Here is a 15,475-nt window from a genome sequence, read left to right on the forward strand (position 1 = left end):
GAATGGCTTGGTTTTCGCACTCTATCTTCTTCCTGCAACCTCATATATCAAGTTATCAAAGAACTTCATATAGCTAGTTTATCAAAAGCTTTTGGCTATGCCAAACCGAAATTCCTCTCCCACCTACCGTTGGGCTACGCCCTTCACACGCTTGAGGAAGGAGAATTATTTCGGGGAATTCGTTAAAACTAAAACATTTTGTTGAAGTTCATTGTACGTTGAAAAGGCGGAGTCTCTTTGGAGACTTCGCCTTTTCGGTATATCATGAATTACAGGAATTACTAGTAGCCTCATAATATTTCCTCATATATTCATGCCTCTGTTTATCTCTTGAGAAACTTTGCACCAGAACCATATATACCCTAGAAACACATGTTTCCCTACAGGAAAGGTGAATTCATCTTCCACTTAACTTATTGGTGCTATGCACCTTCACACAAATTGAGGGGGAAGGTTTCTTGGCTAAAAATAATCTAGATAGTTTAATTTCTAATTGTTCCTGTATCTTTTATTTTAACGTGTGTATTCACACGTATTTTAGCTTTTGAAAAAGCGCGCAACCAATCTTCTTTTACCTTTTTCCATTCTTTATATTGAAAAGCTCTAGCGTGTAATGATAAACCAATTGGATCAATTTTATTTCTCTGCATATCCTGTAACATGCCTTGTAATTTTTTATTGAACTCTTCCTGGATTTCATGTTCCAATCTACCTATATTCTTATTACCATGTAAACGAGTTTTAGTTAAGTTTCCGTTGGTTTTTTCAATTAAGGATACATTCATACTTACATCTATATTAAAAATAAATTTACCTTTTTGGAAATCAACACTAATTTTTCTCTTTGCATTTTGTACGAAAACAGACGCATTTGGCTTTTTATCAGATTTTTTTGGAGAAAGAACAAGGTGTAGTATCATCCGACCTGTATTTTTTGACTTATTAATAAGGTTGAAAAACTTCACATCGGTTTTAGGAATCTTCGTTAAGTACTTTCCTTGATGATTTAAAAATGCAATTCCTACCGTATCAATTTCATTATTTGTTTTCTTGATAATGGGAACAGTTTGCGTCATTCCCTGTTCATTTTTTTCTCTCATTAATTGTTGAATTGTAGAAGAGACGGATTGATTATTTTGAATTGAAGACTCGATTACACCATTTATATAAGATGGAAGTGATGGCTTATCAGGCCTATTAACTTTAAACATATCTTCTGCCGGTCCATCAACAAGCACTACTTTAGCATTAATGGTAGCGTAAGGATCACGGTAAGAGGAATCGAGCGCCTGTATCCAATTTTCTTCTTGTGCTAATTTATCCCCAATTAAAATAACTTCAGCTTTGGATGATGTCACATACCCTGTTAATTTCGTATCCATTTTGCTAAATCCATCATATATGGTTGACGCCTGAACCCAATGCTCTACAGTACTGCTTTGCTGTTTATGATGAAAGAGTGGTATGCTTGTGCCCACTTTTATGTTTCCATTAGAAGTACTATCTAAGCCGATTAAAAGGATTAAAGAAACTTTTTCAAGAGGAATTCTCTGACCACAACCAATTAAACATACACAACAGATTACAATCCATATCCATTTTCGAATCAAAGCTGTTTCCTCCTAGTAAACCAAGTAAAAACAATGCTGTAAGCGAAAAAGAAGATTGGTAATAGAATAAAGAAAAGGATATTTAAGATATCCATAAGAGAATATATAAATAAATATTGATCCACATCGGGATTTAGAAAAACGAATAAGCCGACTATTAAAAGCATAAAACCAACCAGCACCCAATTGCGAACGGTTTTTTGAAATAAAATGGTCACAGATTCGAAACTGAAAAATAAATACGGATATATTGTAGTGGAAAATACAATCAAATAGTAAGCGATATATAAAATTTCTAATCGTTCTATGAAAGAAAAACGAACTCCTTTTAACAGATGAAATACTGGCCAAATTACGTCTTTTATCCCCTCCGGACTAAAGTATATATAAGAAAGAATAGTCACATATAGATAGAAAAACATGGTTCCAGTATTCGCTATTAGTATTCCTTTTATGGCTTTTTGTTTTTTTTGTAAGAACGGATAAATAAAATATGCAATTTCTAAGCCCGCATAAGGAGTAATGGTTTCTTTTGTTGCCTTTACAATAGGGTATAAGCCATCTTTAAAAATAGGTAGTAGGTGTAAAGGATTGTAGTTACTCTTTAGTGAAAAAAGAAGAAATAGTGGCATCCAAGTAGTGAAGAAGAAAACAAGCATAGAATAACTAGTAAGAGCCCTTAACCCACTCAGGGCTAAAATAATAAAAGGCAATAGTAATAATATGGAGATTTGATAAGCAGGAGTGGAGGGGAATATCCACACTTTTACAATATCAGTTGCCTTTAATAAAGTATTAAAACCAGCAAAAAATAGATAAAAGGCATATAAAAGAAGAAAAATTGTTCCTAGCCATTTACCAAAGTATGCATTTAAGATCTGAGAGAAATTTTTGTTAGGATTTTTTTGTAACATTAATATAATAATTACGCCAATTATAGAAGTAATTATCCATCCCAGAATGATAGAAATCCAGCCGTCTGTACCAGCGGTAGTGGCAAGAGGGCTTGGCATAATTAGCATACCTGATGCTAGTTGCAGTGAATGAATGAAAACAATATATTCGAATGAAGTTATGTTTTGGAATTTAAGATTCCCCATGTGAACCACCTTCTTTTTTCTTTCTTTGTTTCGGCTGTCCTGTACTCGAGCGGGTGGTGATCATAGAAATTGGAAATCTTACAAAAGAATCTTTTAACTCTTGGAGACGAAATGGTGCAATTGGCAATCCATATGGTGAACCATAGGAAGTTAGTGAAACAAAATGAGCAAATAAGAGCATTAATCCACTAACAATACCTACAATTCCAAAAAAGTAGGCAAATAACATCATTGGAAAACGAATAAGCCGAATACAACTTGATAAATCATAATTAGAAACAACAAATGATGCAATGGCAGTAATAGACACGATAATAACCATAACATTACTCACAAGCCCTGCTTGAACAGCTGCTTGTCCAATTACAATACCTCCAACAATTCCAATGGTTTGTCCAATTGGTTGTGGTAGACGAATACCAGCTTCACGAAGCATTTCTAATGTGATTTCCATAATAAATGCTTCTAGTAAAGGCGAGAAAGGGACTTTAATTCTTGACGTTGCAATAGAAGTATATAGATCTAAAGGAATGATTTCAAAGTGGAATGAAACCATTGCAATATATATTGCGGGTAAAAATATAGCTATAATAAATCCTAAAAATCGTAATAAGCGAAAAGATGATGCAATCAGCCAATGTACATTATAATCATCGGGAGTCTGAAAAAATCCAATTAAATTCATTGGAACGATCATTGCACCAGGAGATCTATCAATTAACACTGCTACTTTACCATCAAGAATATGATTAGAAATAGCATCTGGGCGTTCACTTAAATAAGCCTGTGGAAAGGGAGTCCAATTTTGATCTTTTGTAAAGTTGGACAATTCTCCTACGCTCAATACTGTATCAGTTTTAATTTTACAGATTCTTGTCTCCACTTCCTGTACCACATCTTCGTTAGCTACATCGCCTAAGTAAAGTAAATATACAAAAGTAGTGGCCCGTTCTCCGATTGTCATTTTTTTAATTTTCAATTCAGTAGAAGGAATATATCGACGAATCAGACCTATGTTTTTAGTGACATTCTCAATAAACCCATCATGAGAACCTTTAATGGTAACTTCTGAAATAGGTTCCTGAATTGATCTTTCTGGCCATCCCTTTGTATTAATGAGAAGGGCTTTCTTTTCTCCTTCCATAAACAGTACACATTGTCCCTCAAGTAATCCTTCTTTAATTTCATTCCACGTATATACTATTTTGGTATGAGTAGCAATAATATTAGAATTAAATATTTGACTGTCTTCATTCACTTCTTGTAATAATGGTGTAACAACATTTCCTTTTAATGCAACACCATCTGTAAGGCCTTCAAAATAATATAGTAAAATATTCGTGTTTGTTTTTAATTGCAAAGGATGTTCAATCAAATCTGCACTAATATCAAAGATGTTATCTAATGTATTTTTAAGTTCTTTTAAGTTACTTGTTTGGATTTTTTCAATGGTTTTATCTGTCTTTGTTTCTAAGGTCTTTTCATTTAAGGACAAAATTGACACCTCTTTAATATATAACGATTAGTTGTAGTTATTATTTTTATATGTTTGAATTTTATTCACTAATTTAAACGGATTGAGATCAAGAATAACTAAAATTGAAGTACTATATTATAAATTCAATAATTGAGAGTAAAAAAGTAGATGTAATTTGTGTAGAAATCTAAGTATCAAGATAGAAGTGAAATTTGAATGATTATAATAAAAAAGAACCCTTGATAGGTTCTTTTTAATAGTTGGTAAATATGTTGTCAACAATAGATGGCGATAAAGGTAGTAATTTAGATGTCTTTATGTTACTCAGCTGAATTTTGTAGGAAGAATTATTTTTTCATACCTCAATGCTCAATAAAAAAGGACATTTCATTTATTTGGGTGTTTTAGTGTATTTGAATTTTGCACGCTAACAAATTTTGTTTAGGGACAAAATGTGAAGTTTTATTCTGAAATAACAGAAAGTTAATGCGGCAAAATTCCTATTGGTAATTTGGATAGGTATCAAATATTTCTTTGGCCTTATTTTCTTGATATGACCGTACGTTTATATGTTTCTAAGGGAAAGAAATATTTTCATTTTTATTACCATCTATTGTTTGATTAAGATGGTAACACGAAAATAAAACGTTTACAACCAGAAAATAAAGAAAAAATATTAAAATGCGACTTTTTTCGACAAATATTCCTATAAACCGTTTTGTGTTTTGTAGGAATTAGAAATAACTAAATTAGTAATAATAGCTTAATATATTAAAGTGAAATTCAATGAATAAGAGTCCAAAGGCATGAATTTAAATGATAAAGTTATAATTTTCTTTTTTGAACTGTAAGTGTTTTACAAGTATAGTTAAACTTTAATCCAACTAGCATTTCTTCCTTTTGTCACTAGCTTAATATGGCCAAACAATTGCAAGGAATTTAAAGCCTTACTGATTGTACTCTCTGCTATGTCTGGATATGTGTTACGAATACACTCCTTAGTAAAGGGTTGTTTTTGTTTAAGGATAAAATCCTGAATTCTCTCCACTTTAGTATGCTTACATATAGAATCTAGAACTGTATTATGAAGATCTTTGTACGCCTCTAATATAATAGTTAAAAACGTTTTTAACCAAAAGCTACTATTATGTTCCTCGCAGTACCAATTTACCGAAGATTTATAAATTGAATTGTAATATTCAGATTCGTTTTTCTTAATGTATTTATCCAGACATACATATTTTACAAATGTATTTCCACTCTTAATTAATAGCAATTGCATTAACATAAGTGCCAATCTGCCGTTACCCTGATTAAAAGGGACTATGCAATAAAAATTAAATATAAAACGAGCTATTAATAAAAGTGAATGATGGCCCTTACTAGAATTTAATGAGTTATATTGATCACATAATTGTTCCATTACTTGTGGAATAAGCTCATGTGGAAGAATGCGGTAACTATTTAAGTGCATTCCGTTTTCAGGAATACCTGGAATAGTAAACGGTTTTTCGCGCCATTTGGCACTGTCAGAGGTAATGTAATGTATTAATTGAAAATGTAATTCCTGTATAGTCTCTGGATTGATTAATAAATCACAGGAATTCTTATGTACAAAAGTAAGTGTTTGATAAAAACAAAAGATAGCATCTTCCGAAATATTTTGAGGTACTATATCATCTAAAATAAGTTCTTTTAATCTTTTATTAGGGACTTTTATATCTTCATAGGTAGTAGTAAAGTTTTTTATGTAATGAAGTGGTATGGTTTTTTCTAAGCTAGTAAATATATCAGGATTTTGTTCCTGATAAGCAGCTAATTTTCCTTTTAATTCACTAATTTCACTAATTATATTTAATAGTCTCCTTTTTAATTCAATATTTTTATACCTGTCATCGAAAAAATTTCTCATTTTTATTCCCCCTGTAACCCCTTAACATGCTGTTACATAAATCTTTCCATTCTAAAGATAGTTTACAACATTATTTTGAAATAACAATATATTTATTTTGATTTTGAACTTATTTTAGAATCAAAATTGTTATTTAAATTTGATTAACGAGTTAGAACTTATAATTAATCATGTTTGAATAAAGAATGAATATACACAGATAAAAAATATAGTTTGACTTAAATTCCTTTTTATGAATTTACGAGGTAAAAATATAATTTTAGAATTATTATTAGTGTAGTTTGCTGTATTATTGCTGGGAATTTACTAGAAAGTAACTAATTTTCACAAATAAAATAAAGAAATCTTAAAGAGGAATCAATAGGATCTAATTTGAATAGGCATAATCCTAACATTAAATGTGCAAATGTACAATAATTAAATGAAAAAAATATGAAAATATCGACTTTTTTCGACAAAATAAATTAAATAGAAAAACAATCTAATGTAAGAAAATTGTTGCTTTAGATGGTCTCTGCATTTCATAAATTAATATTGAAGGAATTATCAAATGATTTTTACGAGTAATAAAAGAGTAGATATATAAATTAAATTGTGACAATTATAAAGTTAGTATTCTCCATTTTCATTATTTAATTTAACAAATTTAATAATATTAAGGTGACTTTTCTATATTTAATATAAGTATTTGATGGGGTATGCTCATAAAAAGTGTCATTTTTTATATATCCATGTAGCATTTAGCGCTTGTATTGCGAAATATTTTGACATAAGTTAATTTAAATATTAGGTACAGAAACATTTTAAGGAAAAGAGTCAGTATAAAAGTAACCTGAAAAACGTTTCACCCTAAAAATGTTTTTCCTCAAGAGATTTTCAGGAGCACTAAAGTTTTTTAATTTGTTTCTGTGCCTTATTAGATAAAAATAATATAATAAGTTGTTTAGAAAAGGTGAAAAATCCCCCCATTATAAAATGAATTCATATCACTTAACGTCCGTATGTTCTAGTTAAAGTAGGAATTTAAAGAAAAGGAAAGGGCTAGCTCTAGTTATAATTAGTGCAATAAATAGGGGGCTACTCAAATTTTTTTGTTTGATTTGGTAGGAGTAATATTTACGTTTGTTGGACTAGGTGTTATTAAAGTGCATACCCTTTTTGATTCAACCGATGAGGCGCTAATCAAGGATTTAATCATCTAGAATTTAAAAAGGTTAAATGTGGAACTGAATTTTCTGCTAAATTAGTAGAAACTAAAACAATCCCCTTAAATTGAACCATTCACTACTTAACGTCCTGATAGATTGTTTGAAGTGTTAGTAGGCAAATCTAAAAATAAAAAAGGATATTCTACTCTTCTTTTATGTATATAAAACAAAGTGTAAGGTAAGTTCCAGATCCAAAGTGTTTTATTTAATATTCATTCAATCTCATGCGTACTACTTTTATTTTCTTAAGAGCATGTATTTGCGTGGATGCTCTTAAGAGAATAAAATGCCTAAAAAAATAAGTATAAGCATACATTTTAAAAATTGATATATCGTATATTATAAAAAACTCCTTGTTCTTCAAATAACGAACAATACAATGTGAATGAAACTCTCAGAAGAATTTACATATAGAATTCACCTTAACTCAAAAAAACACATTTTATGCAAAATTATATTTGCTGCTATAGAAGGGTGGGGGTTAACATGACCAAAACTTGGTGTAGGTTCGTATTCCTTGTAAAATAAGTGATTCTTTACTGTTTTCTCTAGTTTTATCTATTAATGATTCATCAGGTTTCCTTCCAGTGGAAGGGACATAAGTTGTTACTACCCTTGGAAATATATTAATAAACACCCATTCAAATTTGTCGATATTTCTATTTCCAAATTCTAATGTTTCAATTGGCTTAATTGTATTTTCTCTATCAAAAAATTTTATTATGTAAAACCTTTTTGAGAGGTCACTACTATGTTCAATAGTCCAAATTAAATTTTCCATTTTCTTGATTTGCAACAAGTCCATTTCCGAAAATCCTTTCATACATAAATATAGCGAATGTTCCTATTCTATACTATATATTTTGAAATTTAAATAGTTATCTTATACGATGGGATAAAAAGAAGTTAATACTCTAAAATTTATCTTAGAAAAGGACACACCTACGCATACATATGCTATAGGTGTGTCCTTTTTTAGTTGTTTATAAGTTTCCTACAGAGTTATTGAAGTAAAGTTTCAACAGTGTCTCCATAGTGAAGTGAGATTCATTATTTAAGATTCATTTAAACCGTATATTAAGTTCATATGAATCACATATTGGAATTTTACAATATGTGTGTAAGGCGTTTCTGGAATTATATTATTTTGAAAATATAAACTTCAATATACCAAAAAGTAAGAATATTAAACCGTAATAATTTTAGAATATACTTCTAATTAAAAGACGTGCGGAAATGCACGGATAATAAAGGAGAATTTCTTATGACAATGTATAAAAGTGAAAAACTAAAGGTTAAGACAACAAATGAAACTCCAGATAAAGAGGCTCCGACTCAACCAAAAGGATTACATAGTATGGGTACAACAGCGACAACTGTTGATTTGATGTGGAGTGCGTCTGAAGATAATGTAGGTGTTGATCATTATGTTGTATATAGAGAAAGCACTGGGGTTATGAATAAAATTGGGACAGCGGATAATACATCCTTTATGGATAAAGATTTAAAAACTAATACATCGTATAAATATGTAGTGACGGCGGTTGATTTAGCTGGAAATGAGTCTAGTAGAAGTGATGTTTTAACTGTAGCAACAAAACTAGAGGACTCTACTTATGAAAAATGGGATGCAAGAAAAGCATACAATAAAGGTGATAAAGTAGTACATGAGGGAAAAGTGTATGAAGCGATTCAAAGTTATCAAGGGAACGGCGATCCAAATTGGATTTTTGCACTATCGCTTTGGAAGCCAGTTTTAAATAAATGATAAGTGGAAAAGGGTAGTTATCACTTATTCTATGTGCAATACCGGAACAGGGGTGCAATTTTTACTCTTCATCCCAATATATACGAAATGAAATTATTAAAGAACCCCAATGGTATTCCATCAAAAAGGAATTCCATTGGGATTCTTTATTTTTTAATTTGTAATAGCGTATATTTTCACTGTAAATTTGTTAGTGGCACCAAGTGGGCTTGCAATATAATATTTAGCATTCGTATAAGCTTCAGTCCTAGATCCATGTGAAATATTTTTCCAACGAGTAGAATCTGTACCTAGGGAAACGTCAATCATTACATTGAAAGAGATAGAAGAAGGATGATCTTTTTCTGAAGGCTCAATAATCCATTTTAATTCCTTAGTACCTACAGGTAAACTATCAATTTTAAAGTTTTGACTGGATCGATTTTGTTGTCCGGATAAAGGGCTAGATTCGGATGAAATTTGCGAAATTAATATTTCTTTTTCATTCGAATGTATACCATTTAATTTAATGATACTATCAATTAAACCTGGACCAGGAAAATCAGCTGCGATAATACCAGAATGTTTAATTCCACCTTGTTGCAAGAGTTCGGTCCCAAGTGTATTCATTCCACCATAAAATACTTGACCATTTATATCACGAGGGAAATCTTCCCACGCATTAGTTGTAGCTTTTTGAATCATCTTGGGGTTACTATCAGTATTTCTGCTCTCTTTACCACTTGCAACAAACCAAGGATAAACATTATTTAATAATGCAGCAGCACCACCTGTGCCACTAAAATGGTTAAGATAGAGTTTATCATTGTTAAAATTATTATTTGCATTTTGAAGGTGGGTTCTCACCGCATTCCATTTTTCATACATTCCGTCTGGTCCGTTTTCAATTTCAAATGTATCTTGTATATTTAAGCTATCGTAATTAATACCATATTGCTGAGAGGCTGTAAAGTTTTGTAAGATTACAATTTTCCCTCGGATGTCTCCTAGAGTAGGGTTATTTCTTTTTGAAGCTGGTACAGAACTTGGATCCCAAAAATAGGAAGAATTAAGGTCTTTGTATTTATTAAGTATTTCCTCGAATGATAGTGAGCCACTTTCAGGAGTAGTTTCTTCTTTTAAGCGCATTAAAATTGTTTCTGTAGGATGATCTTTTAAAAATTGAATTGCCTCTTTTAATACATCTTCAAACATTGCTTTTTGATTTACAATCCCATGGTACATTGCAAAAGAATCTTTTACACGTTTAACACGCATATCTACATATCGAATTCCGGAATTTAATTGTTGTGGTAGACTCATAGTTTGATTTCTTGTCAAATTTTCATCAAGAAAACTTGCTCCATGTAAAGCCATTGTACCGTGAGTCCCTGGAATAGATATTTCACTCAATTTTGTTGAATCTGCTACTTTCGACATCCATGCTGGGTTTTGATAGCCTATATTGGATTCATAGGAATAACCTGGATGACTATCAGCAAAAATAGTAGATGGTGTACTTAAACTTGCTAGTGTGAAACAAGTAAGGATACTAATTTTAAAAAAATTCCTCATTTTTATTTTGTTCATTTTATCTCTCCTGACTTTTAAACAATAGATATAATAAAACAAGATGATTTTTTACTACATCTATTGTTTTCATTCTTAAAGTAATGAATTTTTGTGTTTGAAAAAATCAAAATAGGGTAGGAAGTTATTTGAGATTTTAATAGTTTGTTGTAATAAATTGTATCTAATAGTCAAACGGATTCTTAAAGAATTGAAGCATGGATAGGTAAAAAACAAACTTTCCGCTGTACTGTATACAAACAAAACAGAAGTCTTAAAAAAGACTTCTATTTTGTGACATATAATGAATGATAAGGTGGTTAACAAATCAAGATAATGTGATTGAGTGGTAAAAATCTATTTATAGCTGTTTCAGAATTTTTTATAACAAGGTTACTTATGAAAAATGGGACTCTGTTAGGCTAACAAAAATTAAGAAATTCTACTCATTAAAACTTAAACTAACTACAGTTGCGATAGATTGGGCTGCATGTTCCCAGCTTCCATCTATCACTTTTCCAATCTGTTGACCAAGTGCATTTAAATCATTTGGATTAACTGGAATCCCATTATACGCAGCAAGAATTGATAAAAGTGGAGCAGCAAATGGTGTCCAACCACCTCTATCAATATTAAATACAGGCTTATCTATTACCTTTCCATCTTGCACTGTAAACTCATAATAAAATTGATCATCTGGACGAAAACTTAAATGATGAGAAATTTGTCCCTTAACATATGTTTTACCGCCACCTAAATTTACTACTTCAATTGGTTTTACATTAAATTCATGCTCAAATACTTTTATTTTTTTGACTTCTGGACCATTTAAGGCAGCGTCAACTGCTGTTTCCAAATTATTTTGTGCAAATGGTTGAATACTCATCTGTGTCTCTTCTTGTTGGATAGGAGCCTCTTTTTCAGCAGCAAACACCGATGTACTTGGTAGTGCACCTGTAGCCAATGTAGCTGCAAGCGCAGTCGTCATAATGACTTTTCTTTTCTTCTTCATAGTTTTCTTCCTCCTTTTAAGTTATGATATATAATCTTTTAAAGACTGACACGGGCAATATTTTGTTTCATAATGCACGCAAAAAACTAGTTTAAGAATTATGTGAAAATATGTCAGAAAATTAAAGTTAATTATATATGCACTTACAATGATAGCTATCTACACATGTTTTTTCAATTTTCTAACAAATAATACAGTAATACCTTTTCATAAGGCAATTTAGTGTTTCAATTCTCTCTTTGTACGTTTTAAACAAATTAAAATCGTAGTGGTAATAATATATTTGTAATCAAATGTCGTATATACTTCGAGAAAAGTACACAATATTTTTATAAAAAACTATAGGAATTATCATGCTATAGTTATCAAACTAAGTAAGATAAATGTTAATATTATGAAGAGATTCCAGTGATCCGCTATAAAATTACTGAAAAATGAGCATGACATCATACACACATGCGATTGAAAAATTTTATAAGTGGCGTATAAAACTATAACAAATTCTACAAATCAATTAAAAAATTTCAGTTATTCTGAATGCGAAGGGCACGTAATATTTATTGTGAACTGTAGTACTGATTAAGATTTTAGGAGGAAGTATGAACAAGAAGACTAAAAGAATCATATTAATTATTGGTATATTAGTAGGCATTAGTATCTTTTTATATTTACAAAACAATTTAATAAGTATAACTGAGGTTAAAATAACCTCTAGTAAAATTCCCTCTTCTTTTAAAGGATATAAAATACTACAAATTTCAGATTTACATAATAAAAAATTTGGTGATAATCAAGACGTTTTAATTCAAAAAGTAAAAAGCATAAATCCAGATATTATTGCTATTACGGGTGATTTAATAGACAGTAAATCGTACGATGCAGAAATGAGTATGCAAGTAATACGAGAACTTGTGAAGGAATATCCGGTATATTTTGTGACAGGAAATCATGAAAAATGGTCAGGAAAATATAACAGTTTAGAAAAAAATTTAAAGAAACAGCATGTCACTGTTTTAAGAAATGAACATGTAATAATACAAAAGGGAGGACACGAAATAAACTTGTTAGGAATTGATGATCCGGAATTTAATACTGGAGATATTGATGAAGGAAGTATTGTAAAAGATGCAATTGTAAAAGCAAAAATTGAAACGCAGCCAGATAGGTATAATGTATTATTATCCCATAGGCCTGAATTTCTAGAAGAGTATGCTGAGGAGAAAGTAGATTTAGTGTTATCGGGTCATGCACATGGGGGACAAGTTCGGTTACCTTTTATCGGGGGATTAGTTGCTCCTAATCAAGGAATACTGCCCAAATATACAGCGGGTTTATATGAACAACAAAATACGTCTATGATAGTTAGTAGAGGATTAGGCAATAGTATCATTCCGCAAAGAGTTTTTAATAGACCTGAGATTGTAGTCGTGCAGTTAAATTAATCTGTATGGCTTTTTTGTTCAGGAGAATAATTTAAAGGTAGTTTTTCTTGAGTACAAGTTTCCATTACAATTTTGTTAAAATTTTTCAACGTTACATAAAGTAACAAAATTTGACCTATTGAGTTTGTTATAGTGTAAATAATCAAAAAACTTAAAAATTAGTCGAGTTAAAATAGTTATTATTAAGCAATATTAAAAATATAAAGGGGTGTACAAATGCATAAAGAATTTGAAATTGAAGAATATACGGCGATTGAGGAGCAAATTCATTATTATAGTACGTCTTTATTAGTAAGTCATCCTGAGCAAATTGTAAAGTATTTAGAAAAACGGTTGGAAAAGTATGCAGAAACGTTACAATATGCACATTTATATCCGGAAACGGTTATATTACCAATACAGCAAATAGTTATCGAATATTCTTTAGATGTTGCTAGAATTAGAAGGTATTTAAATTTAAAAACATAACAAAAATCGAATAATTTACAATGAAACAGAGTCGACTTTAAGAAAAGATATTCTAATGTCGACTCTGTTTCATTGATTTAGTAAATAACAGAAAAAATATATGTTTGAAAAGTTTGACATATAATAATTCGAGAGTAAAATAAAAGTGAGTACTCACTCATTTTAAAGAAAAGGGGGATTTTTAGTGCAGCAACCTTCAATTATTTTACGAGATGTATCAAAAAATTTTGGGAAAAAAGAAGTTTTGTATAACCTTTCGCTGCAAGTAGAAAAAGCAGAAATTTTTGGCTTGGTTGGACCTTCCGGATCAGGGAAAACAACACTCATTAAAATGATTGCAGGTATTAATGAGTCAACTACAGGGGATGTAATTGTTTTTAATACAAACATGCCTAATCTAAATGAAATGAAAAGAATTGGTTATATGGCTCAGGCTGATGCATTATACGAAGAACTATCGGCATATGAAAATGCAGATTTTATTGCAACGATGTATGGGTTAAAAGGTAAGCGTAAGAAAGAGAGAATCGTAGAAGTTTTTGAACTTGTGCAATTATCAGAGCATATGAAAAAGCAAGTACAGCATTTTTCAGGTGGAATGAAAAAACGTTTATCATTGGCGATAGCACTCCTTCATGAACCAGAAATATTAATTTTAGATGAGCCAACAGTTGGGATAGATCCTCTACTTCGAAAATCGATTTGGGAGAAGTTTTATGACCTTAAAAAGAAAGGAACAACTATTATTGTAACAACGCACATTATGGATGAAGCTGAGTTTTGCGAACGTCTAGGGCTAATTAGAGAAGGGAATTTAGTTGCGATTGGCACACCGGAGGAATTGAAAAAACAAACATCTTCTGGACGAATTGAAGATGTCTTTATGTTAGAAGGAGTGATTGAATCATGAGAGTTAATGGTGTAGTCATCCGTATCATTCGTCAATTTTTTCGAGATAAGCGTTCTTTAGCAATGATGTTTGGGGCACCAATGTTATTACTTTGGTTATTATCGCTAGTATTTACACAAAAAGACTATATACCGCATATTGCTGTAGTCGATGTACCTGCTCCTATAGTAAAAGCAATGAAAAATCAAGAAGCATCAATTTATGAATATAGTAAAGACAAAGCAATTTCGGAATTAGAAAAGCAAAAGGTAGATGCAGTAATTCATTTAGAAAATGGAAAAATGAATCTTCTATTAGAAGGCAGTGATTCATCAAAAAACCGTGCAGTACTTCAAGTATTGCAAAAGAGTACAGAGAAGAATGATGTATCAATGATGAAGCCTGAAGTGGATTATTTACATGGCTCTAAAGACATTACGATGTTCGATGGGCTTGGTCCCGTATTAATTGGTTTCTTTACATTTTTCTTTGTATTTATATTGTCCGGAGTATCTTTTGTAAGAGAACGTTTAAGTGGTACATTAGAGAGGTTATTGTCCACACCAGTGAGAAGATGGGAAATAGTTTTAGGATATATTATTGGTTTTGGAATCTTTGCATTTATACAATCTATTATAATTGTAAGTTTTTCAGTTTATATTTTAGATTTATATGTAGCTGGCTCAATATGGCTAACGCTACTTATAACATGTATGCTTTCTTTAACTGCACTAACATTAGGCACATTTTTATCGGCATACGCAAATAATGAATTTCAAATGATTCAATTTATACCGCTTGTTATCGTGCCACAAGTCTTCTTTTCTGGGTTGTTTCCAATGGAATCCATGAATACATGGTTACAAATGTTAGGTAAATTATTTCCACTCACATATGGTGCTGACGCTATGAGACAAGTAATGATTCGGAATCAAGGGTTTACAGAGATTGCATTAGATCTTACTGTATTACTACTTTTTTCACTATTATTTGCAGTAGGAAATGTATTTGCATTAAAGAAACATCGCAAAATATAATGAT

At 30.9% G+C, this 15,475-nt stretch carries 11 protein-coding genes and 1 pseudogene; 5 read left to right on the plus strand and 7 right to left on the minus strand.

Annotated elements, in window-relative coordinates; all coding sequences use genetic code 11:
• Window positions 1-482: 482 nt before the first annotated feature.
• The 5 genes from ABH957_RS11105 to ABH957_RS11125 form a co-directional block, all read right to left on the minus strand.
• Window positions 483-1,610 carry a Ger(x)C family spore germination protein gene (locus tag ABH957_RS11105; protein WP_002185803.1) on the minus strand — a complete coding sequence of 376 codons (1,128 nt, stop codon included), beginning with the start codon at window positions 1,608-1,610 and terminating at the stop codon, window positions 483-485.
• Complete coding sequence (locus ABH957_RS11110) at window positions 1,607-2,710, minus strand: GerAB/ArcD/ProY family transporter (RefSeq protein WP_033729443.1); 1,104 nt, start codon at window positions 2,708-2,710, stop codon at window positions 1,607-1,609. Before ABH957_RS11110 ends, ABH957_RS11105 begins: the two co-directional genes overlap by 4 nt.
• A complete protein-coding gene (locus tag ABH957_RS11115; RefSeq protein WP_404511210.1) occupies window positions 2,697-4,205 on the minus strand; it encodes a spore germination protein in 1,509 nt (502 codons plus the stop codon). The genes ABH957_RS11110 and ABH957_RS11115 overlap by 14 nt, the downstream gene beginning before the upstream one ends.
• A gap of 850 nt (window positions 4,206-5,055) precedes the next feature.
• Complete coding sequence (locus tag ABH957_RS11120) at window positions 5,056-6,099, minus strand: Fic family protein (RefSeq protein WP_016091364.1); 1,044 nt, start codon at window positions 6,097-6,099, stop codon at window positions 5,056-5,058.
• A 1,689-nt stretch (window positions 6,100-7,788) separates the two neighbouring features.
• The gene (locus tag ABH957_RS11125) at window positions 7,789-8,112 is read right to left on the minus strand and encodes a hypothetical protein (RefSeq protein ID WP_404511362.1); all 324 of its coding nucleotides are present in this window, start codon (window positions 8,110-8,112) and stop codon (window positions 7,789-7,791) included.
• A gap of 471 nt (window positions 8,113-8,583) precedes the next feature.
• Between ABH957_RS11125 and ABH957_RS11130 the strand changes: the two are divergent.
• A pseudogene (locus ABH957_RS11130) lies at window positions 8,584-9,075 on the plus strand (fibronectin type III domain-containing protein); the annotation flags it as partial.
• A 153-nt stretch (window positions 9,076-9,228) separates the two neighbouring features.
• Here the strand turns inward: ABH957_RS11130 and ABH957_RS11135 are convergent.
• Together ABH957_RS11135 and ABH957_RS11140 are read right to left on the minus strand one after the other, a co-directional pair.
• Window positions 9,229-10,644 (minus strand): phosphatidylinositol-specific phospholipase C, encoded by a 1,416-nt coding sequence (locus ABH957_RS11135; RefSeq protein WP_404511212.1) that lies wholly within the window; start codon window positions 10,642-10,644, stop codon window positions 9,229-9,231.
• Between the two features lie 421 nt (window positions 10,645-11,065).
• A complete protein-coding gene (locus ABH957_RS11140; protein WP_404448910.1) occupies window positions 11,066-11,635 on the minus strand; it encodes a methyltransferase in 570 nt (189 codons plus the stop codon).
• A 599-nt stretch (window positions 11,636-12,234) separates the two neighbouring features.
• Between ABH957_RS11140 and ABH957_RS11145 the strand changes: the two genes are divergently transcribed.
• From ABH957_RS11145 to ABH957_RS11160, 4 genes are all read left to right on the plus strand, one after another.
• Window positions 12,235-13,077 carry a metallophosphoesterase gene (locus ABH957_RS11145; protein ID WP_404448912.1) on the plus strand — a complete coding sequence of 281 codons (843 nt, stop codon included), beginning with the start codon at window positions 12,235-12,237 and terminating at the stop codon, window positions 13,075-13,077.
• Between the two features lie 216 nt (window positions 13,078-13,293).
• The gene (locus ABH957_RS11150) at window positions 13,294-13,545 is read left to right on the plus strand and encodes a hypothetical protein (protein WP_002017002.1); all 252 of its coding nucleotides are present in this window, start codon (window positions 13,294-13,296) and stop codon (window positions 13,543-13,545) included.
• Window positions 13,546-13,729: 184 nt separating this feature from the next.
• Window positions 13,730-14,455 carry an ABC transporter ATP-binding protein gene (locus ABH957_RS11155; RefSeq protein ID WP_404511214.1) on the plus strand — a complete coding sequence of 242 codons (726 nt, stop codon included), beginning with the start codon at window positions 13,730-13,732 and terminating at the stop codon, window positions 14,453-14,455.
• Window positions 14,452-15,471, plus strand: coding sequence for an ABC transporter permease (locus ABH957_RS11160; RefSeq protein ID WP_113936472.1), 1,020 nt, complete (start codon window positions 14,452-14,454; stop codon window positions 15,469-15,471). The genes ABH957_RS11155 and ABH957_RS11160 overlap by 4 nt, the downstream gene beginning before the upstream one ends.
• Window positions 15,472-15,475 lie beyond the last annotated feature (4 nt).

The organism is Bacillus sp. RC242 (assembly GCF_044908245.1).
Taxonomy (GTDB): domain Bacteria; phylum Bacillota; class Bacilli; order Bacillales; family Bacillaceae_G; genus Bacillus_A; species Bacillus_A mycoides.